Source organism: Labrys sp. Lb11, assembly GCF_057554225.1.
The window spans coordinates 767,231-793,962 of sequence record NZ_BAAJOT010000001.1 but is presented as its reverse complement, the minus strand read 5'-3'; the positions used below and the strand labels follow the sequence as shown (position 1 = coordinate 793,962).

26 protein-coding genes are annotated in these 26,732 nt (G+C 68.7%); 8 read left to right on the top strand and 18 right to left on the bottom strand.

All coding sequences use genetic code 11. The annotated features are described in order from the left end of the window. Window positions 1-204: 204 nt before the first annotated feature. Entirely contained in the window at window positions 205-1,725 is a 1,521-nt protein-coding gene (gene adh, locus AC27L4_RS03725; protein ID WP_487140599.1) for an aldehyde dehydrogenase, read from the top strand. Between the two features lie 101 nt (window positions 1,726-1,826). Next, window positions 1,827-2,198 carry a DUF779 domain-containing protein gene (locus AC27L4_RS03720; RefSeq protein WP_487140598.1) on the top strand — a complete coding sequence of 124 codons (372 nt, stop codon included), beginning with the start codon at window positions 1,827-1,829 and terminating at the stop codon, window positions 2,196-2,198. A 30-nt stretch (window positions 2,199-2,228) separates the two neighbouring features. Here the strand turns inward: AC27L4_RS03720 and AC27L4_RS03715 are convergent, their stop codons facing one another. From AC27L4_RS03715 to AC27L4_RS03700, 4 genes are all read right to left on the bottom strand, one after another. Beyond that, complete coding sequence (locus AC27L4_RS03715; RefSeq protein WP_487140597.1) at window positions 2,229-2,903, bottom strand: O-methyltransferase; 675 nt, start codon at window positions 2,901-2,903, stop codon at window positions 2,229-2,231. A gap of 194 nt (window positions 2,904-3,097) precedes the next feature. Then, window positions 3,098-3,601 carry a hypothetical protein gene (locus AC27L4_RS03710; RefSeq protein WP_487140596.1) on the bottom strand — a complete coding sequence of 168 codons (504 nt, stop codon included), beginning with the start codon at window positions 3,599-3,601 and terminating at the stop codon, window positions 3,098-3,100. A gap of 92 nt (window positions 3,602-3,693) precedes the next feature. Further along, window positions 3,694-4,710 carry an L-threonylcarbamoyladenylate synthase gene (locus tag AC27L4_RS03705; RefSeq protein WP_487140595.1) on the bottom strand — a complete coding sequence of 339 codons (1,017 nt, stop codon included), beginning with the start codon at window positions 4,708-4,710 and terminating at the stop codon, window positions 3,694-3,696. A 31-nt stretch (window positions 4,711-4,741) separates the two neighbouring features. Next, complete coding sequence (locus tag AC27L4_RS03700) at window positions 4,742-5,404, bottom strand: cyclic nucleotide-binding domain-containing protein (protein ID WP_487140594.1); 663 nt, start codon at window positions 5,402-5,404, stop codon at window positions 4,742-4,744. A 162-nt stretch (window positions 5,405-5,566) separates the two neighbouring features. Here AC27L4_RS03700 and AC27L4_RS03695 point away from each other — a divergent pair, with 162 nt between their 5' ends. The 3 genes from AC27L4_RS03695 (at window position 5,567) to AC27L4_RS03685 (ending at window position 9,605) form a co-directional block, all read left to right on the top strand. Beyond that, window positions 5,567-7,348: an acyl-CoA dehydrogenase gene (locus tag AC27L4_RS03695; RefSeq protein ID WP_487140593.1), complete on the top strand. Its 1,782-nt coding sequence runs from the start codon at window positions 5,567-5,569 to the stop codon at window positions 7,346-7,348. A 358-nt stretch (window positions 7,349-7,706) separates the two neighbouring features. Continuing rightward, on the top strand, window positions 7,707-8,570 hold the full coding sequence (locus AC27L4_RS03690) for an SDR family oxidoreductase (protein WP_487140592.1): 864 nt from the start codon (window positions 7,707-7,709) through the stop codon (window positions 8,568-8,570). 99 nt (window positions 8,571-8,669) lie between these two features. Next, complete coding sequence (locus tag AC27L4_RS03685; RefSeq protein WP_487140591.1) at window positions 8,670-9,605, top strand: histone deacetylase family protein; 936 nt, start codon at window positions 8,670-8,672, stop codon at window positions 9,603-9,605. Between the two features lie 261 nt (window positions 9,606-9,866). On the opposite strand, the gene AC27L4_RS03680 is transcribed toward AC27L4_RS03685, so the two are convergent. The 6 genes from AC27L4_RS03680 to AC27L4_RS03655 all read right to left on the bottom strand — a co-directional run bounded on the left by AC27L4_RS03680 (window position 9,867) and on the right by AC27L4_RS03655 (window position 13,359). Further along, window positions 9,867-10,535: a hypothetical protein gene (locus AC27L4_RS03680; RefSeq protein ID WP_487140590.1), complete on the bottom strand. Its 669-nt coding sequence runs from the start codon at window positions 10,533-10,535 to the stop codon at window positions 9,867-9,869. Window positions 10,536-10,658: 123 nt separating this feature from the next. Continuing rightward, complete coding sequence (locus AC27L4_RS03675; protein WP_487140589.1) at window positions 10,659-11,213, bottom strand: cysteine hydrolase family protein; 555 nt, start codon at window positions 11,211-11,213, stop codon at window positions 10,659-10,661. 91 nt (window positions 11,214-11,304) lie between these two features. Then, window positions 11,305-11,565: a hypothetical protein gene (locus AC27L4_RS03670; RefSeq protein ID WP_487140588.1), complete on the bottom strand. Its 261-nt coding sequence runs from the start codon at window positions 11,563-11,565 to the stop codon at window positions 11,305-11,307. A 238-nt stretch (window positions 11,566-11,803) separates the two neighbouring features. Next, window positions 11,804-12,238 carry a TIGR02301 family protein gene (locus AC27L4_RS03665; protein ID WP_487140587.1) on the bottom strand — a complete coding sequence of 145 codons (435 nt, stop codon included), beginning with the start codon at window positions 12,236-12,238 and terminating at the stop codon, window positions 11,804-11,806. Window positions 12,239-12,330: 92 nt separating this feature from the next. Next, window positions 12,331-12,765: an NUDIX hydrolase gene (locus tag AC27L4_RS03660; RefSeq protein WP_487140586.1), complete on the bottom strand. Its 435-nt coding sequence runs from the start codon at window positions 12,763-12,765 to the stop codon at window positions 12,331-12,333. A gap of 108 nt (window positions 12,766-12,873) precedes the next feature. Then, entirely contained in the window at window positions 12,874-13,359 is a 486-nt protein-coding gene (locus AC27L4_RS03655) for a hypothetical protein (protein ID WP_487140585.1), read from the bottom strand. A gap of 156 nt (window positions 13,360-13,515) precedes the next feature. Here AC27L4_RS03655 and AC27L4_RS03650 point away from each other — a divergent pair, with 156 nt between their 5' ends. Next, a complete protein-coding gene (locus AC27L4_RS03650; protein ID WP_487140584.1) occupies window positions 13,516-14,241 on the top strand; it encodes an SOS response-associated peptidase in 726 nt (241 codons plus the stop codon). A gap of 24 nt (window positions 14,242-14,265) precedes the next feature. Here AC27L4_RS03650 and AC27L4_RS03645 read toward each other — a convergent pair whose 3' ends face one another. The 5 genes from AC27L4_RS03645 to AC27L4_RS03625 form a co-directional block, all read right to left on the bottom strand. Next, window positions 14,266-15,102, bottom strand: coding sequence for a carbohydrate ABC transporter permease (locus AC27L4_RS03645; protein WP_487140583.1), 837 nt, complete (start codon window positions 15,100-15,102; stop codon window positions 14,266-14,268). Between the two features lie 14 nt (window positions 15,103-15,116). Next, entirely contained in the window at window positions 15,117-15,968 is an 852-nt protein-coding gene (locus AC27L4_RS03640) for a carbohydrate ABC transporter permease (RefSeq protein ID WP_487140582.1), read from the bottom strand. A gap of 56 nt (window positions 15,969-16,024) precedes the next feature. Continuing rightward, entirely contained in the window at window positions 16,025-18,262 is a 2,238-nt protein-coding gene (locus tag AC27L4_RS03635; RefSeq protein WP_487140581.1) for a N,N-dimethylformamidase beta subunit family domain-containing protein, read from the bottom strand. Further along, window positions 18,263-18,565, bottom strand: a complete 303-nt coding sequence (locus AC27L4_RS03630; RefSeq protein ID WP_487140970.1) for a N,N-dimethylformamidase alpha subunit family protein — start codon at window positions 18,563-18,565, stop codon at window positions 18,263-18,265. Between the two features lie 101 nt (window positions 18,566-18,666). Further along, complete coding sequence (locus AC27L4_RS03625; RefSeq protein ID WP_487140580.1) at window positions 18,667-20,040, bottom strand: extracellular solute-binding protein; 1,374 nt, start codon at window positions 20,038-20,040, stop codon at window positions 18,667-18,669. A 449-nt stretch (window positions 20,041-20,489) separates the two neighbouring features. On the opposite strand from AC27L4_RS03625, the gene AC27L4_RS03620 reads away from it, so the two are divergent. Further along, on the top strand, window positions 20,490-21,869 hold the full coding sequence (locus AC27L4_RS03620; protein WP_487140579.1) for an aminotransferase: 1,380 nt from the start codon (window positions 20,490-20,492) through the stop codon (window positions 21,867-21,869). 117 nt (window positions 21,870-21,986) lie between these two features. Here AC27L4_RS03620 and AC27L4_RS03615 read toward each other — a convergent pair whose 3' ends face one another. From AC27L4_RS03615 to AC27L4_RS03605, 3 genes are read right to left on the bottom strand one after another with little or no spacing between them, the layout of a single operon-like run. Beyond that, window positions 21,987-22,700, bottom strand: coding sequence for a glucosamine-6-phosphate deaminase (locus AC27L4_RS03615; RefSeq protein ID WP_487140578.1), 714 nt, complete (start codon window positions 22,698-22,700; stop codon window positions 21,987-21,989). 37 nt (window positions 22,701-22,737) lie between these two features. After that, complete coding sequence (locus AC27L4_RS03610; protein WP_487140577.1) at window positions 22,738-24,177, bottom strand: xylulokinase; 1,440 nt, start codon at window positions 24,175-24,177, stop codon at window positions 22,738-22,740. Then, a complete protein-coding gene (locus tag AC27L4_RS03605; protein WP_487140576.1) occupies window positions 24,174-25,541 on the bottom strand; it encodes an aspartate aminotransferase family protein in 1,368 nt (455 codons plus the stop codon). Before AC27L4_RS03605 ends, AC27L4_RS03610 begins: the two co-directional genes overlap by 4 nt. Before the next feature lie 426 nt (window positions 25,542-25,967). On the opposite strand from AC27L4_RS03605, the gene AC27L4_RS03600 reads away from it, so the two are divergent. Beyond that, window positions 25,968-26,723, top strand: coding sequence for a GntR family transcriptional regulator (locus AC27L4_RS03600; protein WP_487140575.1), 756 nt, complete (start codon window positions 25,968-25,970; stop codon window positions 26,721-26,723). The last annotated feature ends 9 nt before the right edge of the window (window positions 26,724-26,732 follow it).

Here is a 26,732-nt window from a genome sequence, read left to right as displayed (position 1 = left end):
TGTCACTCGATTTCTTCCTGCACTTTGGAAGGCTTCAACGCTGTGCCAGGGATGCGCTGGCCAGGCAACGACTTACCGCACTGCAACACAATATCGTCACCGTCAAACATCCACTCTGGCACGATTGCTGCTGTGGCTTTTCCTGCCAATGCCGGCCTCCGGCACGGCCATGCAGAATTCCGACTCCGCTCGAAGGGAAACGCCATGTTCCAGCAGGCCATCGACAAGGTCTCCAAGCAGCTTCTGATCCGCGACCGCTACGACAACTTCATCGGCGGCCGGTGGGTCGCCCCGGTGGAGGGACGCTATTTCGACAATCCCAGCCCCGTCACCGGCAAGAAACTGTGCGCCGTGCCGCGCTCCTCGGCCGCCGACATCGAGCTCGCGCTCGACGCCGCCCACAAGGCCAAGGACGCCTGGGGCAAGACCTCGGTGCAGGAGCGCTCGCGCATCCTCGGCAAGATCGCCGACCGGCTGGAAGCCAATCTCGAGCTCCTCGCCCTGGTCGAAACGCTCGACAACGGCAAGCCGATCCGCGAGACCACCCATGCCGACATGCCGCTGGTGGTGGATCACTGGCGCTACTTCGCCAGCGTGGTCCGCGCCCAGGAAGGCGGCATTTCCGAGATCGACCACGACACCGTCGCCTACCACTACCACGAGCCGCTCGGAGTGGTCGGCCAGATCATCCCCTGGAACTTCCCGATTTTGATGGCGACCTGGAAGCTTGCCCCGGCCCTGGCCGCCGGCAACTGCGTCGTCCTCAAGCCGGCCGAGCAGACGCCGCTCGGCATCCTCGTCGTCGCCGAGCTCATCGCCGACCTGCTGCCGCCGGGCGTTCTCAACATCGTCAACGGCTTCGGCATCGAGGCCGGCAAGCCGCTCGCCCAGAACAAGCGTATCGCCAAGATCGCCTTCACCGGCGAGACGACGACGGGGCGCCTGATCATGCAGTACGCGTCCGACAACCTGATCCCGGTGACGCTGGAACTCGGCGGCAAGTCGCCGAACATCTTCTTCGCCGACGTGCTCGACGCCGACGACGATTATTTCGACAAGGCGCTCGAAGGCTTCGCCATGTTCGCCCTCAACCAGGGCGAGGTCTGCACCTGCCCCAGCCGCGTCCTGGTCCAGGCCTCGATCTATGATCGCTTCATGGAGCGGGCCGTCGCCCGCACGCAGAAGATCAAGCAGGGCCACCCGCTCGATCCCGCCACCATGATCGGCGCCCAGGCCTCGAACGACCAGTTGGAGAAGATCCTGTCCTATCTCGACATCGGCAGGCAGGAGGGCGCGGCGGTGCTGACCGGCGGCAAGCGGGCCGAGCTCGGCGGCGAGCTCGCCGGGGGCTACTATGTCGAGCCGACGATCTTCGCCGGCCACAACAAGATGCGCATCTTCCAGGAGGAGATCTTCGGACCGGTTGTCTCGGTGACCTCGTTCAAGGACGACGAGGAAGCGCTCGCCATCGCCAACGACACGCTCTACGGCCTCGGCGCCGGCGTGTGGACGCGCAACGGCAACCGCGCCTACCGCTTCGGGCGTGCCATCCAGGCCGGCCGCGTGTGGACCAACTGCTACCACGCCTATCCCGCCCATGCGACCTTCGGCGGCTACAAGCAGTCCGGCATCGGGCGCGAGAATCACAAGATGATGCTCGATCACTACCAGCAGACCAAGAACGTCCTGGTCAGCTACTCGACCAAGGCGCTCGGCTTCTTCTGAGCGTCTCACGGGGGCGCGGGCCCTCCCCCCGCGCCCCTCTTTTTCCGACGTCGCCGGTCGGAGGTCGCCGACCGGCTCCGCCGCATCACAGGGGCGCCATCATGGTCAACCGGGTCGAGATCACCGACGAGGCGGCGGCGATGGTCGCTCGCCTGAAGGCCCTGCACGGCGCCCTGCTGTTCCACCAGTCCGGCGGCTGCTGCGACGGCTCGGCGCCGATGTGCTATCCCGCCGGTGATTTCCGGGTCGGGCCGCAGGATGTGCTGCTCGGCGACGTCGCCGGCTGCCCGTTCTATATCGGCGCCGCCCAGTTCGAATATTGGCGGCACACCCAGCTCATCGTCGACATCGTGCCCGGCCGCGGCTCCGGCTTCTCGGCCGAAGCACCGGAAGGCATGCGTTTCCTCACCCGCAGCCGCGTCTTCACGGACGCCGAGCTCGAGGGCCTTCCCCCGCCCGTGCGTGCCGCCTGAGGCCGGCGGCACGCCGGGTCGCTCATCCGGTCAAGCGTCGGCAATGACGCGCGCCACCGCCAGGCCGTCATAGCCCTTGGATCCGACCGTCTGGAAGGCGGTGGCGCTGACGCGCGGCTCGGCCGCCAGCAACTCGTTGAAGCGCCGGATGCCCTGGACGCCGGCATCGCGGCTGTCGGCGTCGAGCACGGCGCCGTCGCGCACGACGTTGTCGGCAACGATCAGGCTGCCCCGGCGCGACAGCTTCAACGCCCAGGCGAGGTAGCCGGGATTGTTGGGCTTGTCGGCGTCGATGAAGATCAGGTCGAACGGGCCGAGCCCCTCGGCCTCGATCTCGGGCAGAGTGTCCAGTGCCTTGCCGGTGCGCACCTCGACGAGATCGCCGAGACCGGCCCGGGCTATGTTGGCCCGCGCCACCTCGACATGGGCCGGAACCGCCTCCAGCGACACCAGCCGGCCGTCGGCCGGAAGCGCGCGGGCGAGCCAGATCGTGCTGTAGCCGCCGAGAGTGCCGATCTCCAGGATGCGGCGCGCGCCCTGGATCTGCGCCAGCAGCATCAGAAGCTTGCCCTGGTTCGGGGAGACGGCGATCGCCGGCAGGCCGGCGGCGTCGCTGTCGCGCAGGGCCGCTGCGAGCGCAGCGTCCGGCGCCAGGAACAGATCGCAGAAATAGGTGTCGACTTTCGTCCAGAGCGCCTGAGACATCGGTCCTCGCCATGGCTGGGAGACGGCCGACGTCGCGGCAGCCGTCCCCGCATCGGACATGCGGAACGGCCGGAACCTCGGCGCTCGCGCCGGGCAATCCTGTCGGGTGGAGCCGTCTCCGGTGGGGATCGGCACCCTATCCCGCCGGCGACGGCCTGTCGATGCGGCCGCCGGCCCGGAGCCTGAAGTCGCCCTCAGCTCGCCGGAGCGATGGCGAGGTTGATCTGCCGGGCCTTCGACCCGCTGATCTGCAGGGTCGCCGGGCCGGCCTTGAGGTTGAAGCGCACGCTCTTGCGCAGGCCGGGGCAGTTCTTCTGGCCGCTGAAGCTGTCGAACCTGATCGCCGCTCCGCCCTGCACGACGTCGATCCAGGCCTCGTCCGACAGCGTCACCTGGTAGAGGCCGTCGCGCTCGATCGCCGCGACCGTGACGACGGCGCCGAACGTGCCTTGCGCCGGCTTGCGTTCGGGCGCAGGGTTGAAGGACACCGCGCCGACGGGCTGCAGCGCCAGCGCCAGCGCGCCTTCGGGTTTCGGCAGGCTGCCGCCCGAGGAGGCCGCGGGCGCAGCCGAGAACCAGTCCTGCTCCCGCGCGAGCGACCATTTGAACGCCGCGCACCCGCCGTCCCCCGCCGCCTCGACAGGACCGGCCAGGACGAGCAAGGGGACGAGGAGACAGGCGGTGCGCAAGCGGTTCATGGTGTCGTCCTTTCGGTTGCTTCTACGGCAACCATAACAATGTTCTTGTTTTGTTCAAGAAAAATCATGATCTCGACGAGCCGGCGGCAACGCTATCGTCCCGCCGCCGCCCGCGCCAGCCGGTCGCGGATCGCTTCGCCCAGGCCTTCGGCCGGAATCGCAGCGACGGCGATGACGGCAGCACCGCTGCGATCGAGCTCGCGCAGCAGGCCGAACAGGTTGGCGGCCGCCTCGGCGAGGTCGCCGGAGGGGCTGAGATTGCCCTCCGCGACGGGGCGCGCGCCGACCGGCCGGGCAGCCCCGAAACCGAGCCAGGCTTCCCCCGCATGCAGTTCCCGCGCATCGAGGCGAACCCGTGCCCGCGGGGCATAATGCGAGGCGAGCATGCCGGGCGCCAGCGGCGCGTCGTCCGTCTCCTCCGCCGCGCCTTCCGGCCCCTCGGCGAGCGGGTGGCCGAGCACGGCTTCGATCGCGGCCCGCGTCACGCCGCCGGGCCGCAGCAGGGCGATGCGACCATCGAGGCAGGCGAGAATGGTCGACTCGACCCCGACATGCGTGGCGCCGCCGTCGACGATGGCACCGATGCGCCCGTCCAGGTCCGCGGCGACATGGGCGGCGAGCGTCGGGCTGACATGGCCGGACCGATTGGCCGACGGCGCCGCGACCGGCCGCCCGACCGCGGCCAGGATGGCGCGGGCGACGGGATGGGCCGGCACGCGCAGAGCCAGGCTGTCGAGCCCGGCCGTGGCGATATCGCTGACGCCGGAAGTGTCCAACCGGGGCACGACCAGGGTGAGCGGTCCGGGCCAGAAGGCGCGCGCCAGCTTCTCGGCGTCGGCTGAGAACAGCCCGTGGCGCTCGGCCTCGGTCAGGCCGGTGACATGCGCGATCAGCGGATTGAAGCTGGGGCGGCCCTTGGCGGCATAGATGCCGGCGACGGCGCGGCCATTCGTGGCATCAGCGCCAAGACCGTAGACCGTCTCGGTCGGAAAGGCGACGAGGCCGCCCTCGCGCAGGATGGCGGCGGCGCGAGCGATGGATGCAGGCGAGGCATCGAGGTGGAGGGTCGGCGTCTCGGGCCCTGCCGGATCGGCCCTGTCATGCGTCATGCCGCGCCATTGCGCCTGCCCGGCCCTCGCGTCAAGGGGCCGATGCGTCGATCGGGCGCGGCAGGCGGCTGCGGGCGGTCTTGGCGGCTAGGTCGTGGTTCAACAGGCCGCGCAGCGCGATGTCGCCGGCCTTGTCCCGCGCCAGCGCCTCGCGCAGCCCGTCGGTGCGCCAGGCCAGCGCCCGGGCGCCGGGCCTCAGCGTGACGGTCGCCGTCGCGCTGCCTCCGGTGAGAAAGCCGATCTCGCCCAGGAAGGTGCCGGGCGCGACGGTGATGACGCGCCCGTCCTTTGCGACCTCAGCCTCTCCGGACAGGAGATAATAGAGCGCATCCGGCCTTTCGCCCTGGGCGAGGATGGCGCGCGGCCCCCCGACCCGCTCGGCGTCCTTGACCAGGCGGCGGAACTGCCCCGGCGTGAGCACGCGGATGGCGTCGAACAAGGGCCGGATCTCGGCATCGATGCCATAGCCGAGCCGGTCACGGAACAGCAGCGCGATCATGGCGACGTTGAGAAGGACCGTCATCACCTTCCAGAACAGCGGATCATATTGCGGCCCGCCCGGAACGAACGTGTAGTAAGCTGCCTGCAGCAGCATGCTGACGATCACCACCATCCGCAGATGGAACTGGTCGCGGAACAGGAAGGCGAACAGCGCCACAGCGTTGCCGACATGGAAGAGAACGAGGAACGTCATGGGCGGGCGCGCAGGACCGGGGGATAGCGTGCGAGCGATATACCGGATCGCCGTTGCCGGGGGAATCCGGCCCCGCCGCGCCGGCATGCGCGGCGATTGCCCCGGCGCACACATTCGGCCAAGGTCGCGCCGATCCTTCGCCCGACGACTCACAGGACCCGCATGAGCTACCGCGCGCCCATCGCCGACATCGCCTTCACCCTGCGCCACGTCGCCGGCATCGACGCCCTGGCGAGCGAGGGCCTGTTCCCCGACGCCAGCCCCGACACGGTCGACAGCGTCCTGGAGGAGGCGGGGCGGTTCGCTACCGACAAGCTCGCGCCGCTGCGCCGCGTCGGCGACACGTCCGGGGCGCAGTTCTCGGATGGCGGCGTCGCCACGCCGCCCGGCTGGCGCGAAGCCTACAAGGACTGGAGCGCCGGCGGCTGGAACGCCCTGCCCGCCTCGCCCGACTTCGGCGGCCAGGGCCTGCCGGTGCTGCTCAACTCCGCCTGCATCGAGATGTGGAATGCCGCCTCGCTCGCCTTCGGGCTGGCGCCGCTCCTGACCATGGGGGCCGTGGAGGCGTTGACCGCGCATGCCTCGCCGGAACTCAGGAAGATCTATCTGGAGAAGCTCGTCTCCGGCCAATGGACGGGAACAATGAACCTGACCGAGCCGCAGGCCGGCTCCGATCTGGCGGCGTTGCGGACGCGGGCCGAGCGCCAGGAGGACGGAACCTACAGGCTCTTCGGCAGCAAGATCTTCATCACCTATGGCGAGCACGACATGACGGACAACATCGTCCATCTCGTGCTCGCCCGCCTGCCGGACGCGCCGGCCGGCACACGCGGCCTCTCGCTGTTCCTGGCGCCGAAAGTCCTGGTGAACGAAGACGGCAGCCTCGGCGCGCGCAACGACGTCGTCTGCGGCGGCATCGAGCACAAGCTCGGCATCCACGGCTCGCCCACCTGCACCATGGTGTTCGGCGACAAGGGCGGCGCCACGGCCTGGCTGGTCGGCGAGGAGAACAAGGGCCTGGCCTGCATGTTCACGATGATGAACAACGCCCGCCTCCAGGTCGGCCTGCAGGGCGTGGCCGTGGCGGAAGCGGCCTACCAGCAGGCCCTGGCCTACGCCCGCGAGCGGCGCCAGGGCAAGGCGCCGGGCTGGACGGACGAGGGCATGAGCCCGATCGTGCTGCATCCCGACGTCAGGCGCATGCTCCTGGAGATGCGCGCCAAGACCGTGGCGGCGCGAGGCCTGTGCTACCAGGTGGCCGAGGCGCTCGATCGTTCGCACAAGGGCGCGGACGAGGCCGCCCGCAAGGCAGCGCTGGCGCGAGCCTCGCTGCTGACCCCGGTCGCCAAGGCCTTCTCCACCGATATCGCCAACGAGGTCGCCTCGCTCGGCGTGCAGGTGCATGGCGGCACGGGCTTCATCGAGGAGACCGGCGCGGCCCAGCACATGCGCGACGCCCGGATCACCGCGATCTATGAGGGCACGAACGGCATCCAGGCGATCGACCTCGCCATGCGCAAGCTGCCGATGGAGGACGGCGCCGTCGTCCGCGCCGTCATCGGCGAGTTGCGCCAGTCGCTCGCGACGATCGCCCGCTCGAACCATATCCAGGCCGGCATTCTGCGGCCTCTGGCCGCCGCGGTGGATGCACTGGACGGGGCCACGGAATGGATGCTTGACGCGGTCAAGCGCCCGACCGACGCGCTGGCGAGCGCAACGCCCTATCTCAGGCTGTTCGCCGTGGCGGCCGGCGGCGTGGCGTTGGCCAAGGAAGCCCATGCCGCCGCGGTGGCGCTGGCGGACGGGGCGAGCGACCCGGCCCATGCGCTGCGGATCGACACCGCCCGCTTCTTCGCCGGCCAGATCGCCTCGGGCGCCACCGGGCTGGCGGCGGGCGTGATGGAAGGCTCCGACGCCATCGGAACAGGCTTCGGGGTCGGCTGAGAGGTTCTCGCGAGCCTGCTTGCTCTCGCAAGCCTGAACAGCGTTGATTTTGCGTTGAAAACGCAAAATCAATCGTGGCGAGAGCCAAGAGAGGCTGCCGAGGCCGGCATTTCGCGGCCGCCCGGCGATGCTTCCCGGACTCTCTGCTCTTGGGCGGGTCCCGGCCGGAAAGGAAGCCGCAAGACCCGCGTCCCGATTTCGCCTGGGAGCACCGGCTCCGGCCATGGCGCAACACTATGGCGTCGCGGACGAAGTTGCGCGAAGCTGAGGGCCATGCTGTCCGGCCCGGCAGGGCCAGCATGGCCGGACAGGCCGACCACGCTCGGGCCGGACCGGTCTCCATCGTTCAGGATTGCTCATGTCGCTTGCCAAGAAGACCCTGTTCATCACCGGCGCCTCGCGCGGCATCGGCCTTGCCATCGCCCTCAAGGCAGCCGGGGACGGGGCGAACATCGCCGTGGCCGCCAAGACGGAAACGCCGCACCCCAAGCTCGAGGGCACGATCTATTCGGCGGCCGAGGCGATCGAGCGGGCGGGCGGGAAGGCGCTGCCGCTGGTCGTCGACGTGCGCGACGAGGCCAGCGTCCAGGCGGCGCTGGAGACGGCGGCCGAGACCTTCGGAGGCATCGACATCGTCGTCAACAACGCCTCCGCCATCCAGATGACCAAGGCGGTCGATACCGAGATGAAGCGGTTCGACCTGATGCACCAGATCAATGCCCGCGGCACCTTCCTGGTGTCGAAGCTGGCGATTCCCTATCTGCTGAAGGCCGCCAATCCGCATATCCTGATGCTGTCGCCGCCGCTCGACATGAAGGAGAAATGGTTCGCGCCGCACACCGCCTATTCCATGGCCAAGTTCGGCATGAGTCTGGTGGTGCTGGGTCTCGCCGGCGAACTGCGCGGCAAGGTGGCGGTCAACGCGCTGTGGCCGCGCACCACCATCGCCACCGCCGCGATCAGGAACATCCTGGGGGGCGACGCGCTGATGCGCCGCTCGCGCAAGCCCGAGATCATCGCCGACGCCGCCTGGCGCATCTTCCAGAAACCGGTGGCCTTCTCGGGGAACTTCCTCATCGACGACACATTTCTGGCAGGTGAAGGCGTTATCGATTTCGAGCCTTATCGGGCCGATCCGAGCCAGACGCTGGCACCGGATTTCTTCGTTCCCGACGACAGCGTGCCGCCGCCGGGCGTGGTCCTGGGCGAGCCGATGGAGTGAGGGGCGGAGCCGCGGGCACCGCGCGGATGCGTTTTGGCGGGACCGCGGAACCCGCCGGAGCGGGGCGGCCGAGACTTTCACCCTTCGCAGGATACCGGCATGACCACGCTCCTGGTTTCCCATCCCGCCTTTGCCCTCCACGAGACGCCGCGCGGCCATCCCGAACGGGTCGACCGCATCCTGGCGGTGGAGCAGACGCTGGCCGACCCCGCCTTTGACGAACTGGTGCGGCTGGAAGCGCCGGAGGCGCCGGTCGATGCGATCGTCCGCTGCCATCCCCGGTCCTATGTCGAGGCGCTGCGGGTGCTGAACCCGCATGACGACGAAGGTTTCGCCGCAATCGATGCCGACACCTCGATGTCGCCGGGCACATTCGCCGCTGCCCTGCGGGGAGCGGGCGGGGCCATGCTCGCCGTGGACACGGTGATGGCGGGCCGCGCGCGGAACGCCTTCTGCGCCTCGCGCCCGCCCGGCCACCATGCCGAGCCGGACCGGGCGATGGGCTTCTGCTTCTTCAACAACGCCGCGATCGCAGCCCGCCATGCCCAGGCCGCCCATGGCGCGGCCCGCGTGGCGATCATGGATTTCGACGTGCATCACGGCAACGGCACGCAGGCGATCTTCTGGGCGGACCCGAGCGTCATGTACGCCTCGACCCATGAGATGCCGCTCTATCCCGGCACCGGAGCGCGGCAGGAAACCGGCGAGGCAGGGACCATCGTCAACGCACCGCTCAGGGCGGGCGACGGCGGCGAGGCGTTTCGCGAGGCCATGGAAAGCGTGATCCTGCCGCGGCTTCTCGCCTTCTCGCCGGACCTCGTCATCGTCTCCGCCGGCTTCGACGCCCACCGGCGCGACCCGCTGGCCAATCTCAACTTCGTCGAGACCGACTATGCCTGGGCGACGGAGCGGCTCATGGACCTGGCGGAACGGACCGCCCGCGGCCGCCTCGTCTCGGTGCTGGAAGGCGGCTACGACCTGGCGGCACTGGCCGGCTCGACCGCCGCGCATGTCGGCACGCTGATGGCGGGATGAGCCGCGGCTCGCCGACAATCCCTTTCCACCGTCGCCGAGCGATGGCCGAACGCCAGGCAACCCAATCCTCCGTCAGGAAGCTCCGCGCTTCCCGCCCCGAGGGCAAGCGTCTTGCCGCTGAACCGGGATGGCTCCGAAGCCGGTAGTTTGCCTCGGTTGGGAGCCCTCAGACTCCGATCACGAAATCCGAACGGTACGGCCGAGATCGTCCTGGGCCAAGGCAAACCGTCCGGAGCGCGAGCAGGAGCCGAACCGATCCCTTCAGTCGCCGTCCTCGAAATAGTGCCAGGTGCCGTCAGGACCGATGCCGACGCGATAGAAGGAGTAGACGCCCTTGTCCTGCATGTCCTGGAAGTCGCCGGCAGTGATGAGGCGGAACAGTTCCACCATCTGCGGGCCGGTCAGCTTGTCGAGCTTGTAGCGGGCGAAATAGGGCCAGACATACATTTCCTGCGGCGTGCCGACATCGACATGCGCATAGCCCGACTCCATGACGTCGACGAGGATGGCGAGGATCTCGCGGCCCTGGCCGTCGCCGGAGAGGAGCTTGAGCGTCGCGATCGGATCGTCGCTGTCCCCGCCCGACAGGGACGGGGGCATCTCGTTCGACTCGAGCACCGGGCGCAGCGCCTCGATGTCACCGGTCTTGGCTGCGGCAATGATGCGCCGGCGCATCTCCTTGACTTTGTCGGGCAGGCCGTCCTCGCCGTAGAAGACCTGCGGCGTACCCTTGTCGTCCGCCTGATCGTCGGCATCCGCGGCTGGAGCCTGGGGCGCCGCGGCGGCCGGCGGATTCGGCTGGGCCGGAACAGGCGGCGAAGCCTCGCCGGCGGGTGCGGGCAATGGCTGTGAATTGATGTCGCCCGCGGCAAGGACGGGGCAGGACAACAGCATCGCCAGGGCGGCGGACAGGGCGGCGCGACGGATCATGGCGGCAGACCACTCGAAGCAGCGGAACGGCCGGGACATTAGCGGCACAGTTGGGCACTTGCGAGGCCGCGACAGCCAATCCGTCAGGGCGTGGCATTCCCGCCACGCCCCCCTTTCGCGACGTCAGCCGGCAGTCCCGAGATAGTCCTCCGTCGAGCGCATGGCGGCATAGCCGGCGCCGAGAGCGGCCATGAACGCCGCATGCACCTGGGCGGCCGGCACCTGTATGCCGTCGAACTCCAGGTCGCGCGTGGCGCAGGCGTCGTGGACGACGGTGACCTTGTAGCCGAGATCGGACGCGGCGCGGGCGGCGGCATCGACACACATGTGGCTCATGTTGCCGACCACCGCGACCTCCTCAATGCGATGGGCATCGAGCACCTGGCCGAGATCCGTCTCATGGAAAGCGTTGACCTGGTGCTTGAGCACCACCGGCTCCCCGGGACGGTTCAGCACCTTGGCGTGGATCCGGGCCCCGTCCGAGCCCGGCGCGAAGAAGGGCGCATCATCGGTCGGAAATTCGTGGCGAATGTGCACGATGAGTTCACCGGCCTCGCGCGCCGCCGCGATCAACCTGGCCGCATTGTCTGCCGCGGCCTCGACACCGCTCAGCGGCCATTTCCCACCGGGGAAATAATCATTCTGGATATCGACGACGACAAGCGCGCGCCTGGCCATGACCAATTCCTTCTATCCGCGGAAGGCCGACGCCCTCCGTGGCAAGGGATATAGGGATCGGCCGATTCCGGAAACCGGCCGAAACCCGGCCCTACTGCGCGATGCCGCGCAAGGTGAACTCGCCGCTGCGCACTCGCTCCGGCAGCTTCTGGGCGAATTCGGCGACCTGTTCCTCGCCATAGGTCGCAACCAGCTCCTTGAACGCCGTGAACAGGGCGGCATGGGCAACACATGCCCCATCGATCCCGTCGAGGATCGCTTCCTCCCAGGCGTGCAGCAGATGGTCGAGCGCGGCGTGACGCTCGTCTTCGGCAGCGATGCGCTGCTGCAGGATGTCGATGTTGTCAAACATAACTCATTCCGCGTCGAACCCGGCTCGTGCAGCCCGGGCTTCGGCCCGCACACCCCTGCCCGACATCACGACCTGCGGAACCACGGATGCGGCGCGAGCGACGCCTCAAGGCTCCACGGCCCGGACCATAACACGCCCTCGGCCGGCAGCGAGACGATTCCTTCACGAAGATTAACGGGATAGTTAAAATTCGAGAGATCGGCCGGCGCCGCGAATCGATCCGCCAACGAGGCCGAGCCTAATTGGCGTAGCGTGCGCTGATGTCTCGAGCGAGCCGGCCGCCCTCGTCGAGATAGGCACGCACCGTGGCGCCGGCAGAAGCGTTGCAGCTGTGATAGGTCTGCTGGAAAGTGCGGTAGCCGCGATTGAACGCGCCGGCGAGCCTTGCCTTGCGCGCATCGTCCGGCGCTTCCCCTTCGATCAGCGCCGACATGCGCTCGCGATAGGCGGCGGCGTCGGCCGCCCCGCACAGACCGCGCAGATAGTGCAGTGCTCCCAGGAGCTCGGAGAGGCGCAGAAGCTGCGCCTCGTAGGGAGGCGCGGGAGCAGGCGCGGCAGGCGGCGAAGCGACGGTCGGCGCAGCCGGCGCGGTAGCGGCCTGGGCCGTCGCCGGTCCGGCGAGCGGCAGGAACAGACAGACGAGGATGACGGGACGGGCGAGGCGACGAAGCATGCGCCAGGATAGGGGCTGGCCGCCGGTCGTCGCAAGCCGATCCGGCCGGCGTGGTGAAGGGCGCTCCCGCCAGGAGCCTGTCGCGACAGCCCCTAGCCGATCACCGCCTGCGCCTTGGCCACGATCGCGTGCAGTCCGTCGGTCACCGGCAGGCCGTCCAGGCTGACGGGGTCGGCCCAGCGGAATGTCGGCGCCTCCTCCGTCGGCACCGGCTCCCCGCCACGCCAGAGCGCGGCAAAGGCGCAGATGACGAAATGGCGGGAGACCCGGCCATCGGCATCCCGGGCGATCACGTCCTGGTAGCCGGCGAACCCGGCGACCTCCACCGTCAGACCGGTCTCCTCCAGCACCTCGCGGCGCGCGGCCTCGACCATCGTCTCGCCTGGCTCGACCAGGCCGCCCGGCAGGGTGAAGATCCCGCGCATCGGCTCGCGCCCGCGCGCCGCCAGCAGCACGCGGCCGTTGCGGAACACGGCGGCGCTGGCGGCCAGCAGCGGCCGGGCGGGATAGGCGCGGGAATCGGACATGCCGGCAGGCTAGCGCAGGATCGCCGTTCCGGGAATGCGCGCCCGCTCCTCGCGCTTGACCATTCCGGTCCTGGCGGGGACCGATTGGAGGCGCCCACGGCGCCGGCACTAGGCGAACAGGGCGTCGACGGCGGCCTGCTCGGCCCGGTCGGCAAAGATGTCGGTATCGACCTCGACGCCATGGATGACGCCGGAGGAGCGGGCCATCAGCGGATGGAACACCGCGTCGGCCTCGCCGACGATGCGGGCATAGTCCTCGGGCCCGGCGGCCTCGAGGCGCTCGATGACGCTGAGGATCGCCATGTCGAAGGCCATGACCACCTGTTCAAAAGCCTCGCGGACCGACGGCTCGGCGGCGCGATAGGCGGCGATGGCCAGCGCCCTGCCCTTGAAGCCCGAGCGCTCGAAATGCTCCTCATAGGTGGCGGGCTGCCACAGCTTCACCTCTTCGACCATGTCCGGCATGTCGGCCACGAGGCCGATCAGCATGGTGATCTCGTTGAAATGGTTGAGATAGTCGGTGGCCAGGCCCGTCGCAGGGTTGATGTTGGCGGCCAGCAGCGCCTCGGCGTCCAGGGAACCTGCGCCTGTCACGGTCTCGCCCATCTCGCCCAGGCAGCCCCCCGTTCCGGCCCATGCCGGATGCTCATTCCGCCGAGCATAGGGCCGGCCCCTTGCCGTGCGGTTAAGGTTATGCACCGCGCCGGGCGCAGGGTTGACCTCCCGGCGATTTGCTCCTCTAAGCGGAGCATGTGCGGTCGTTTTGCCCTGACGCGTTCCCCCGACGACGTGCGGACCTGGTTCGCTTATCGCAACCAGCCGAACTTCCCGCCACGCTACAATGTCGCCCCGACCCAGCCGGTTCCCGTCGTCCTGCGCGATCAGGGCGAGCGGCGCTTCGTGCTGATGCGCTGGGGCTTCCTGCCCGGCTTCGTCAAGGACCCGAAGGATTATCCCCTCGTCATCAACGTGCGTTCCGAGACGGTGCGCGAGAAGGCCTCGTTCCGCTCCGCCTTCCTGCGCCGGCGCGGCCTGATCCCGGCCGACGGCTTCTACGAATGGCAGGCCGTCGGCAAGGTGAAGCGGCCCTTCCTGATCCGCCGGCCGGACCGCGATCTCTTCGCCTTCGCCGCGCTCTTCGAGACCTGGTCGGGTCCGGACGGCAGCGAGATCGACACGGTGGCGATCATGACCACCCATGCCAACGGCACGCTCGCAGCCGTGCACGAGCGCAGCCCGGTGGTCCTCGGGCAGGCCGACATCGGCGCCTGGCTCGATCCGGCCCTGACGCCGGACGAGGCCGAGGCGATGCTGAAGCCGCCTCCGGACGACTTCTTCGAGCTCGTGCCGGTGGGCACCGGTGTCAACAGCGTCGCCAACGACGATCCGTCGCTGCAGCAGCGCGTCGATGCGCCGCCCTCGCCTCCGGCAAAAAGCCGGAAGCCGTCGGACGACGCACAGGGCAGCCTGTTCTGAGCGGGCGGGCCGGCATCCCCGCCCTCACCCCTTCACCGCGCCGGCGGTCAAGCCCTTGACGATGAAGCGCTGCGCGAAAATGAAGAACAGCAGCTGCGGCAGCAACGAGATCACCGCGGCCGCGGCCATGGTCGGCAGGTTGAACGAACCGTACCCCTGGAAGTTGGCGATGGTGGTCGCCACCATCGGCGTCTCGTTGTAGGTCAGCGTGAGGGGCAGCAGCAGGTTCGTCCAAATGGCGATGAAGGACAGGATCGCCGCCGTGACGATGCCGGGAACGATGATCGGCACGATGATGCGCCAGATCAGCGTCCAGTGGCGGGCGCCGTCGAGCAATGCCGCCTCGTCGATCTCCACGGGCACCTCGGCAATGAACTGGCGCAGCAGCCAGATGCAATAGGGCAGGTTGAAGATCTGGAAGGCCAGGGCGATGCCGATCTGCGTGTCGAACAGGCCATAGGCCTGGTAGAGGACGTAGAGCGGCGTCACGAACAGGATCTCCGGCAGCAGCCGGACGATCAGGAAGCCGATATCCATGCCGCTCAGCCAGGTCCGGCGATAGCGCGCCAGCGCATAGCCGGCGGGAATGGCGATGATCAGCGTGATCGCGACGGACAGGAACGACACCGAGGTCGTGACCAGGAAGGACCGGCTGAAATCGTTGGAGTTCCAGGCTTCGACGAAGTTCTGCCATTGCGGCACGAAGCGCCAGACCGGTGGCGAGGCCAGGGCTTCGCGCTGCGTCTTGAGGGCCGTGAGGCCGATCCACAGGATCGGCGCGAAGGACAGGAAGGCGGCAAGCGCCAGGGCGGCGTAAGCGAGGCCGCGGCCGAGGAGGCGCCGATGGGGCGAGTGCTGCAACGTCGATCTCCCCCTCACCGATCGCGCGAGCGCGCCATGACCCACAGATAGACGCCGGCGATCAGCCCGATCAACATGGCGAAGACCGATGCCGCGGCCGAGGCGTATCCCATGTTGAAGAAGCGGCCGATCCCCTGCTGGAAGATGTAGAGCTGAGCGACCTCGGTGGCCCGGGCCGGCCCGCCCTTGGTGATCGACCAGGCGAGCGCGAAGACGCGCAGCGCGTCGATGGTGCGGAACACCATCGCAACCAGGATGAAGGGCATCAGCGCCGGCAGGGTGATGTGGCGGAACATCGTCCAGCCGCGCGCACCGTCGAGGGAGGCCATCTCGACCCGCTCCTGCGGGATGCCGGCAAGCCCGGCCAGCAGGATCAGGACGATGTTGCCGGTCTGCCACCAGGTGTCGACCGCGGCGAGGACGGGGATGACCAGGTCGGGATCGCCGATCCAGTTCGGGCGCGGCAGCCCGAGGCTGCCAAGGAACGCGTTGATCGGGCCGAGCGTCGGATCGAGCAGCACGGAGGCGATGACTCCGGCGACGATGTCCGACACCATCAGCGGAAAGATGATGGCCGAGCGGAAGAACCAGGCGCCGCGCTGGACGTTGGAGAGCAGCAGCGCCAGGCAAAGGCCGATCACCAGCTCCATCGCCACGGCCAGGACCGCGAAGTAGAGCGTCACCGAGACCGAATGCAGGAAGCGTCGATCCTGGAACACGGCGATGTAGTTGTGCAGGCCGTTGAAGGTCCAGTTTTCGGCCTGCCCGAGCGCCCAGTTCCATTGGTGGAACCCGGCCCACAGGCCGAAGGCAATGGGGTAGAGCGCGAGTGCCGCCAGCAGCACGAGCGCGGGTGTCGCCAGCAACAGCGGCGCGCTCGGCCGGAACGGCCGTCGGGATTGGGACGGGCCGGCGGCCATGCTCAGGCCGCCGATCCGTAGGGGAAGGGCGTGGGGTCGATGAAGCGGGTGAGGACGTTCATCGTGATCCTCGAGACGTTGTTGTCGTAGCCGCGATGGGCAAGGCTGCCGGCCCAGCCGATCGAGCCGGTGGAGAACACCGCTCCGCCTCCGGCCGTCTCGAAGAACACCATGTCGGCCCGAATGTCAGGGCACTCTATGCCGTCCGATCCCGGAAAATTGCCGCCGCCTTCGCCGGCGGCGAAGACATAGATGTTGCTGTGCCCCTCGGAGGAGGCCAGGACGAGCGCATTGCGCGGCGTGCCGACCTCGGGGTTGACGATATCGAGCTCGAGGGCGGCCGCGCCGCCGAACACGCCGAAATCGCCGATGATCTCCTCCTCCACGCCCTCGAAGACGAAGGCGGCGCGCGGGTCACGGCTCGCCGGCAGGCGGCGATAGTAGGATCCGATGTCGAAGCCCTCGGAGATGAAGCCGATTCCGGTCAGGCGCTGTGGCGCATGGCCGGAATTGCGCCATTGGGTGCTCGGTTCGCCCGTGGAGGCAAGGTGCGTCTCCCCCGCCCTCGCCAGCCAGATGCTGCCGGTGACGCCGCGCCGGATCTCCATGGCAGCCGGCAGCTCGGGATGCCAGTTCACCCGCCAGTAGAAGCCGTTGCCGCCCAGATACATCAGCCGGCCGCCGTCGCGGGTGTAGCCTGCCAGGGCCTGCATCATCGCCGCCGACGTGTATTCGGGATGGGCACCGGTCATGATGCAGGCATAGGGGGCCAGCAGCGCCGCCCCTTCCGCGTGCAGCGTCTCGTCGTCGATGACGTCGTAGTCCTGGCCCGTCGCCTCCAGCCAGTCGACGATGTGCAGGTCGGCGTTGAGGCTCCACAGGGCGCGCTTGGGCCGCATGTTGAGGATCGGCCGCAGCCGCGAGGTCCAGCACGAGCCGCTGCCGTCCCGGTGATGGTCGTAGACCGAGAGGCCGTAGTCGCGCCGCTCCATCAGGAAGAGGTCGGACGGCGCCAGCACCGACACAGTGCCGTGGGCGCGTTCGGCGAGCGGATCGTCGTAAGCATCGTGGCTGTTGGCATAGGCGAGGTAGGTGGCCGTCGAAGCGAGGAACGCCACCGGCGCGGTCGCCGAACCGCGGGGCGGCAGGACGAAGAACGGCACATAGTCCTCGCCGCCGTCGCCGCTGCGCAGGCGCGCCGCATAGACGCCGCTCTTGAGGCCCTCCGGGATATTCCAGGCGAAATCCGTTTGCCAGCGGCAGTCGTAGAGGTCGTCCTCGTGGAAATGGATCGCGCCGTATTGCTCCGGCGCCTCGCGCCAGCTGACGACGTCGCCGGTCCAGCCGTGCCCGGTCACGGCGCGGGTCGGCAGGTTGACGCATGTCCCGTGCAGCCCCGCCGGCCCAAGGTCGTGCACGGTGGCCGTCGGAATGCCGACGGAGAAATCCCAGGCTGCCACCAGCCCCCCGCCGGTATCGAGCGTCGGCTCGGCGATCAGGCCCGCGAGCCCGTCGGGAGCGACGACGCGTCTGAGCAGACGCGGCGCCTCGAGCTTGCCGTTGTAGTGGCCGGCGCCGAACAGGCCTTCGGTTGGAGCCGGCACGACATGGGCGGCCATGGTCAAGGGCGCCGCGGCCGGCACGGCCGGAGCGAAAGGCGACGTGGCGAGAACCGGGGCAAAGGCCGGGTCGTTCCAGGCCCGCTCCAGCGGCTCGGCGTGGACGACGGCCTCACGGCTCCCGGCATCGAAGCTGGCAAGGACGCGGTACCAGCGCCGCTCGTCCAGCGCCTGGGCCGTGGCCAGGCGCCAATGCCCGCCTGCGGCGCCGAGGCGCAGGCAGAGCCGTCCGGCCTCGTCCAGGACCAGGGCATAGCCCTCCCCCGCTCCGGCATCGCCGAGCCAGCGCGCCAGGATGGTCTGCTCACCGACGCCCGGCAGGGTCGGCCAGACCAGGGCCGCGAGCGTGAAGCTGGCGACATCGAGAGCCGGCACTGGTGCCACCCGCGCATAGGAGCCGCAATCGATCGGCTGGACGCAGCCGGGATAGCTGCCGTTGACGGCGGCATCGGCGACAAGGACTTCCTTGAAGCCCGGGCCATCCGGCCGGTCGTCACCGCAGACGAGGCGAACGATATCGGCGCGGTAGGAGGCGGCCCCGGCCTCGCAGCTGACCTTGAACGCGATGGTCTGCCCCGGCCGCACCGACAGGCGGTCGGGATATCCGAGAATTGTGATCATTCAGTCGATCTCCAGCACCTGTCCGGTGTGGTCCTGCCAACGGCGCTTGAAGACATGCCACTCGGCATCGGCCAGCGAGGCGAAGCTCGGGCCGACGATGGTGGGGCGCTCGCGCGAGGTCGCGCCGAAGCGGGCCAGCACCCATTCCCGGTGCGGCTCGACGCAGACGAGACAATAATTGCCGGTCAGCGGCTGCGAGCGAAAGAAATTGAGGATGCGCTGGAGATCGGCGCTGTGCCGCCCATAGGGCACGCGCCGGAACTCCCGAGCAAGATCGGTGCGGGTGGGATCGACCTGGAACATGAAACGCAATCACCTTTGCTGGCCGGCCCGTCCCATGGCGCTGCCGCGGGACGGGCGGCGAAGGCGCGGAGCAGGCTTCCGCCCGCGCCGCGCGTAGCCGATCAGGGCTTGTAGAGCCCGGCCTCGGTGACGACGTCCGTCGCCGTATCCTGAAGGGTCTTGGCGGCGTCGGCGGCCGGCGTGCCCTGGTAGATGGCATGCAGGGCGTCGAGCATGCCCTCGACCACCTTGTCGGCCGACTGCAGATACATGATCGAGGGCTGGGCGATCGCCAGCGACTTGCCGACCGCGTCGCCGAAGCCGGGCGGCAGCGCCGCCTGGAAGTCCTTGCTGTCCCAGGTCGACTTGCGCGGCGCAGCCAGGGTCTTGCGCGCGATCCGCTCGGTGACGGCCGGGCTCGTCGCCCATTGCACGAACAGCCAGGCGGCCTCCTTCTTGGCCGACTTCTCCGGGATGCTCAGCCCCCAGGACCACATCGCCGTGTGGGCGCCGTCGGGCGACGCGGCCGGAACCGGCCGGAAGCCGACCTTGTCCGCCACGGTGGACTGCTTCGGATCCAGGAAGATCGAGGCGAACAGGCTGGCGTCCGGACCGAAGGAGGCCGCCTTGCCCTGGGCGAACAGCGTCGTCGCCTCATACCAGTCGAAGGCCGTCACGCCCGGCGCCGAACGCTTCATCAGGTTGGCCCAGATATCGAACCCCTTGACGATCCTGGGGTCGTCGAAACGCGGCTTCCAATTGGCGTCGAAATAGACGAAGCGGTCCTTCTCATAAGGCGCGGCGCCCCAGCTGTCGGCGACGACGGCGTTGAGCTCGTCGAGGATGCCGAGGCCGCCGCCGCGAAGAGAGGCGCGATAACTGCCCTCGTCGAGCTTGAGCTTGTCGAGGGCGGCAAGCCAGTCATCGAAGGTCCCGATCGATGCCGCATCGATGCCGGCCTTCTCGAACAGGTCCTTGCGATAGAACATCATGTAGACTTCGGTCGACATCGGGACGCCGTAGATCCCTTCGCTGGCCGGCGTCGGCATGCGGAAGGCGGTGGCTGCGGCCGGATAGAAGTCGGCGTAGTCGTACCAGTCCTTGTCGGTGAGCTTGGGGTCGTCGAGGAAGGTGTTGAGCTTGGCGATCCAGTTGTTGGAATAGGCGGTCACGCCGGTGATGCCCATCGACATGAACAGGACGTCGAAAGGAGGCTTGGCCGCCGTCATGCCGAGCGAAGCCTTGTTCCAATAGGCGTCCTCGGTGACGGTGGTGACGTTGAGCTTGATGCCGGTGAGCTTCTCGAACTCGGGCAGCAACGGCTCGACGCCATCGGTCCAGGGGTGCTTGACAAGGAAGAGGTCGATCGCCGTACCGCTCTGCTGCTTCCAGTCGATCTTGGCCTCCTCCGGCGGCGAGGCCGCCTGAGCCGGCGCAGCGGCCGCGATCAGGGCGGCAACCGCCGGCGCGATCAGCCGGCGCGCACCTGCCTTCAAACGTCCTGCGAGGGTCGCGAGCGGCGACGCCCCCTTCCCGCCGCGTGATCCGGATATCTGCATCGTCCTGTCCCTCTGTGGTGGCGATCGTTGGTCCGCTCGCCCTGTCGTGAACGCTTCGGCCGCAGTTCCTTCTGCGCCGGCCAGCCGGCGGCCGTTCGACGCCTTGCGGCATCCTGCGAATGGCTCAACGGGTCTCGGCGGAATAAATTAGATGCTTATAATCAATTCTGACAAGAGATCTTCATCAGGAAAATTCCCGCCGGATGCATACGGCAATGAAAGGGCCAGGGAGAGAGGGAAGGCTGCAGCCCCCGCTCGGCTTGACAAAGCGGGACGCCAATTCAGTATAAGGATATTAGCTGCGGTCGCCCCTGTCGCACGCCCCTGGGCGCGTTCGCCGCTGCGCCCCCGCCCGCGGCGATCCAGATGCAAATGGTGGATGCCTCATGCCCGAATCCTCGCCGTCGAACCCGGTCGCCCAGCGGGATATCGCCTTCCACATCCATCCCCAGACCAATCCAGGCTCGCTGGAGGAGCGGGGGCCGCTGATCGTCACCCATGGCGAGGGCATCCGGATTTTCGACAATGAGGGGAGGGCCTACATCGACGCCATGTCCGGCCTGTGGAGCGCGGCCCTCGGCTTCTCCGACAAGCGCCTGGCCGCCGCCGCCGCCCGGCAATATGACGAGATCGGCTTCTACCATACCTTCTTCCATCGTACCGGCGAGAGGGTCGCGACCCTGGCGGAGAAGCTGGTCGACCTCACCGGGATGACCGGCGGCAAGGTGGTCTTCGCCACCTCCGGCTCGGAAGCCAACGAGACCATGGTCAAGCTCGCCTGGCTCTACCACGCCGCCAACGGCCGGCCGGGCAAGCGCAAGGTCATCGCCCGCGAGCGCGCCTTCCATGGCTCGACCATCGCCGCCGCCTCGATGTGCGGGCTCGACTTCATGCATCGGGAATTCGGGCTGCCGCTGCCCGGCTTCCTGCATACCCTGGCGCCCTATCCCTATCGCAACATGCTGGAGGGCGAGACCGAGGCTACCTATGTCGAGCGGCTGGCCGACGAACTCGAGCGCCTGATCCTGCGCGAGGGCCCCGAGACGATCGCCGCGTTCATCGCCGAGCCGATCTACGCCGGCGGCGGCATCATCCCGCCGCCGCAAGGCTATTTCGCCCGGATCCAGGCGGTTCTGCGCAAATACGACATCCTGTGCCTCGACGACGAGATCGTCTGCGGCTTCGGCCGGACCGGCAACTGGTTCGGCAAGGACAGCGTCGGCATGCGGCCGGACATGATGGCGCTGGCCAAGGGGCTGTCCTCCTCCTATTTCCCGATCTCGGCCATCGTGGTGGCGCCTCACATCTATGCGGCGCTGCGGGCCTTCAACCAGAAATCCGGCAATTTCGGCCATGGCTTCACCAATTCCGGCCATCCGGTCGGCGTCGCCATCGCCCTGGAGGCGATCGCCATCTATGAGGAGATGGGCGTGGTCGAGCATGTCCGGCGCATGGGCGCGCGGCTGCGCAGCCATTTCGAGGCGATGGCGAACGCCTCGCCGATCGCCGGCGAGGTGCGTGGCGCCGGCCTGATGCTCGGCATCGAGATCGTCGCCGACAAGGCCAGCCGCAAGCCCTTCGCTCCGGCGGCGCAGGCCGGGCCGACCTTCGACCGACTGGCCTATGACAACGGCCTCATCGCCCGCTGCATGGGCGACGTGCTCGGCTTCGCTCCACCGCTGATCGTCAACGAGGCCGACATCGACGAGATCGCCGAGAGATGCCGTGTCAGCCTGCAGCAGCTCGAGGCCCGCCTGCCAGGCTGAAACGGCGGAGCGGAGCGTCCTGGACCGGGGAACGGCTCCGCTCCGGAGTTCCGCCCGGTCTTCGAGGCTTCGCCGGATTTCGCAGCCTGCCCGGCGGGCGAGGCTCGGAAATCCGGCTCAGCGCAGGCGCTCCTCCGCCAGCACGAGGAGATCGGGGTGCGCCAGCACGCTGGTCACCGGCCAGTCCGGATCGGCCTGCCCTGCCAGGAGCGCCGCCATGGCCGTGCGCTTGCCCGAGCCGCTGGCGAGCAGCAGCACGGAGCGTGCCTCCCGCAGCGTCGCGACGCCCATGGTGAGGCCGCGCTTCGGCAGGTCGCCGCGCCCGGTCTGCTGGCGATGCCGCATCAGCGTGGCCTCGGCGAGCTCGACCACGTGGCTGCGGGCCTGCCATGAGCAGCCGGGCTCGTTGAAGGCGATATGGCCGTTGACCCCGAGGCCGAGGATCGCCAGGTCGAGACCGCCGGCAGCCGCAACGGCGCGGTCATGCGCGGCGCATTCCCCCGCCGGATCGGCGCTGGCGCCGTCGAGCAGATGGATACGGGCGGGATCGGCATCGACGAGGTCGAGCAGGTTGGTCCGCAGGAAAGCGGCGTAGCTCATGGGATGGCCGCCGGGCAGCCCGAGGTATTCGTCGAGATCGAACAGCCGGGCGGCGGCCAGGGAGAGGCTGCCGGAGCGATGGCGTCGGACCAGTTCGCGATAGAGCAGCAGCGGCGTCTGCCCGGTCGGCAGCGCGATCGCCGCATCAGGCTTGCGGCGCAGCAAGGCGGCGACGCGATCGGCCGCATGCCCGGCCAGCATGGCCGGGTCGTCGTACCAGTGGAGTTGCATGGCCAGGACCCTTGAATTCCGCTCCTTGGGCAGCGCCTCAGCGCGCACCGAGCGGATAGCGCCGGAGATGGGCGGCGTAGAGCGCCTCGTAGGCGCAGGCCGCTTCGGACGGCGTCACGCTGGCGCCAGCCGCGGCGACCGCGGCGACCGGACCGGCGACGGGTGCGTTGAGCGCGGCCCCGACGGCAGCGGGCGAGGCGCCGGACCATGGCGTGACGGGCAGATGCAGCACGTCGGACAGCATGCCGAGCAGGCCGGGCGAGGCAGCGAGGTGGCCGGCGATCACGACACGCCGCGGTGCCTGCACTTCGCCCAGCACCGCCAGGCAGCGACGGACCTCGAACATCACCCCCTCGAGGAAGGCGCGCAGGATGTCGCCGCGCCGATGTCGCAGCGCCAGGCCATGGATGGCGCCACGCAGGTTGGGATCCCACAGCGCGCCCTGCTCGCCGCCGCCGAGATAGGGGGCGAAGCAGACCCCGTTGGCGCCGACGGGCGCGGCCAGAGCCTCAGCTGCGAACCGGTCCGGGCCGATCTCGAACAGGCGGCACAGCCAGTCGAAGCCGGTGCCTGTGGCCAGCAGGTCCATTTCCCGGCCATACCAGCCTTCGACCGCGTGCGGCGTCAGGATGTAGCGGCCGGTACCGTCGAGCTCGGGTCGCCGCACGCTGTCGAGAATCACGGTGCTGGAGCCCATGGTGACGACGGCCGTTCCCTCCTCCAGCCCGCCCATGGCCAGCGCGCTCGCCACGGAATCGGCAGCGCCGACGCTGACCGGCAAGCCGGCGGGAAGCCCGAGCAGGCTGGCCCCCGCCTCGTGCAGGGGCCCGGCGACGGCATTGGACGGCGCGATCTCGGGCAGCAGCGCCCGATCGACATGCCAGAGCCTGACGAGGTCCTCGTCCCAGGCCCCGTCCTCGAGCCCGAACATGGCATAGCCGGCCGCCGTCGAAGGGTCGGTGACGCGCCGGCCGGTGAGGGCCAGGCACAGATAGTCCTTGGCCGAGAGGATGCCCCGGACATCGCCGGGACAGTGGCCGAAATGATGCCGGAACATCGGCGCGAGATAGCGCCCGTCGATGCGCATGCCGGTGCGGCGATAGAGGGTGTCGCCGCCGACCCCCTCGACGACGGGCCGCGCCAGCGCGTCGGCGCGGTCGTCGAGCCAGGTGACGGCCGGCGGCAGCGGCCCCGCCGGACCGAGGGCGACCAGCGTCGGCAGTTGGCCCGCCAGGCCGATGCCGCCGATCTCGGCGGTGGCGGCATGGCCGAGAGCGGCCCTGATTTCCGCAACCGCCTGCCCGGCGGCTCTCAGCCAGTCCGCCGGCCGCTGCTCGGCGCCGCGCCCGTCGGCTCCGGCCTCGGTCGCATAGGGCGAGGAGCCGGTCGCGACCACGGCGCCGGACGGATCGAGGACGACCGCCTTGAGGGACGAGGTGCCGAGGTCGAGGCCGAGCCGCAGCGCCGCGCCGCTCATGCCACGGCCGAGACCAGCTTGGCCGAGTCCTTCAGGTCGGCAACGACATCGCGGGCAATGCCGAGCGTCTCGTCGATGTCCTCGTCCGTATGGGCGCAGGACACGAACAGGTTCTCGAAGGCGCCGGGATGGAACAGCACTCCCCGCTCCATCATGCCCTCCCACCAGCGCCTGAACACGGTGTGGCTCGCATGGCGCGCCGCGTCCCTGTAGTTGCGGATCGGATGCTCGGAGAACCAGACCTGGAAGACCGGGCCGAGGCCGACGACACTGGAGGGAATCCGCGCATCGGACAAGAGCCTCTCCAGTCCTTCGCGCAACCGGTCCGAGCGCTCGAACAGGCGCTCGAACGTGCCCTGCCGCGCCAGGATATCGAGGGTGGCGTTGGCCGCCGCCACGGCGATGCCGTTGGCAGCATAAGTCCCGGCCATCGACACGGTGCCGTCGGCGACGAGCGCCATGATGTCGCGCCGGCCGCCCATGGCGGCGATGGGAAAGCCCCCGCCCATGCCCTTGGCGAAGACGGAGAGATCGGGCTTCAACCCGAACAGGCCTTGCGCGCCGCCGAGGCCGAGGCGAAAGCCGGTGATGACCTCGTCGAGGATGAAGACGACGCCGTGCCTGGCCGTCAGTTCCCGCACCGCTTCGAGGTAGCCGGGCTCGGGCAGGATGCAGCCGGTGTTGCACATCACCGGCTCGGTGATCAGGGCGGCGATGTCGTGCCCCTCGCGCTCCAGCACTTCGGCCAGCAGGCCGGCATCGTTCCAGGGCAGGATGATGAGATTGTCGCCGACGCCCCTGGGCATGCCCGGCCCCTGCGCCACGGGCACGGGGGCGCGGTCGGGCCCCGCTTCGGCAAGGTCGGGATGCTTGCTCCAGTACAGGCCGTCGGAGAAGCCGTGATACATGCCCTCGAAGCGGATGATCTTGCTGCGGCCGGTGAAGGCCCGGGCAAGGCGCGTGGCGTAGAGCACCGCCTCCGTGCCGGTGTTGCACAGCCGTACCTGCTCGAGACTCGGAACGGCGGCGATCAGCTTGGCGACCAGCCGGTTCTCGTCCTCGGTCGGCAGCGCGAACACCGTGCCGCGATTTTCGATCATCGAGACCACGGCCTGCGTCACCTCCGGCGGGCGATGACCGAGGATCATCGGTCCCAACCCGAGCAGGTAGTCGATATAGGTGTTGCCGTCGACATCGGTCAGACGCGAGCCGGTACCGCCGCTGACGAAGAGCGGATAAGGGTCCCAGCCCGACCATGTCGCCCGCGCCGTGCTGTTCACCCCGCCGGGGATGGTCTTGCAGGCTTCCGGAAACAGCGCTGCGCTGCGGGGTGTCCGGGCAGTGTTCTTGGGGGAGAATTGCAAGGCAGGCTCCTTCGGCGGACTTGGCCGCCGCGGGACCGGCAGCGCTACGGCCGAAGGACGCATCGCCCCCGACCAATGGATGATATGATTATAATGAATTTTCGCCCATCCTTGTCAAGACGTCCCGGAGCGCTCCTCCAGCCCTCACCAACCGATGGTTGGCGGACCGATGCAAGCCGTATTCACCAGAGATTCTATCAGGCCCTATCCGAGCTCCAGCATCTCGACGCCATAAGGCATATCCTTATAATCTCTGATAGGATATTGGGATCCACGGGTGACCGGAATCCGGGACGGGCGACGCAGCCGTGGTGCAAAGCGGCGGGAATGCATTGCCGCCCGCAGCGGTACGATCGTATGACAGGCTGACTTCATTCCGTGCACAGACACGGCCATCTCGAAAGGCTCGAAGCTGGAACCGGCTCCATGTCGCTCTACAAGAAGACGATGTCCTTCGTTCTTCAGCATATCGAGGAGAACCAGCTGCAGGCGGGCGACAAGCTGCCGAAGGAAATCGATCTCGCGGCCATGACCGGCGTCAGCATGGTGACGGTGCGCCGGGCGCTGGCGGAGCTGGCGGCGCAGGGCACGATCCGCCGTGTCCAGGGGCGCGGCACCTTCGTGGCCCTGCCCCGCCTGCGGGCCGAGACGACCAAGGTCGGCAGCCTGCGCAACGGTCTCGCCCTGGACGCCCGTTCGGCCCTGGAGACGCGCCTGCTCGGCCTGGCCGGCCGCGCCGCGACGCCGGCCGAAGCCCGGCAGCTGCAGGTGGCCGACGGGGCCATGGTCTGGGAAATCTCACGCCTGCGCCTGCTCGACCATCTGCCGATGATCCACGAGATCTCGGTCATCCCGATGATCCTGGCGCCGGACCTCGGCACCCAGGTCGGCCGCGACGACAGCCGGTCGCTCTACGAGATCCTGGAGGCGCGGTACGGCCTGAGCGAAGCGCGGGAGGAACAATCCCTGGTCTGCCGCATGCCCAAGCCCGTCGACAGCCAGATCCTCAAGCTGTCCTCGGGGGACTGGGTGGTCGAGATCTCCGGCATCAGCTTCTCGCCGCAGCACGTGCCGATCGACAGCTTCCGCATGGTCTTCGATGCCAAGCGCTTCTCCTTCCGCCTGGAAACCGTGCCGAGCTCCGGCGTCCTCGAAGCGGTGGAGGTTCCCCTCGACCGTTGACGGCGAAGG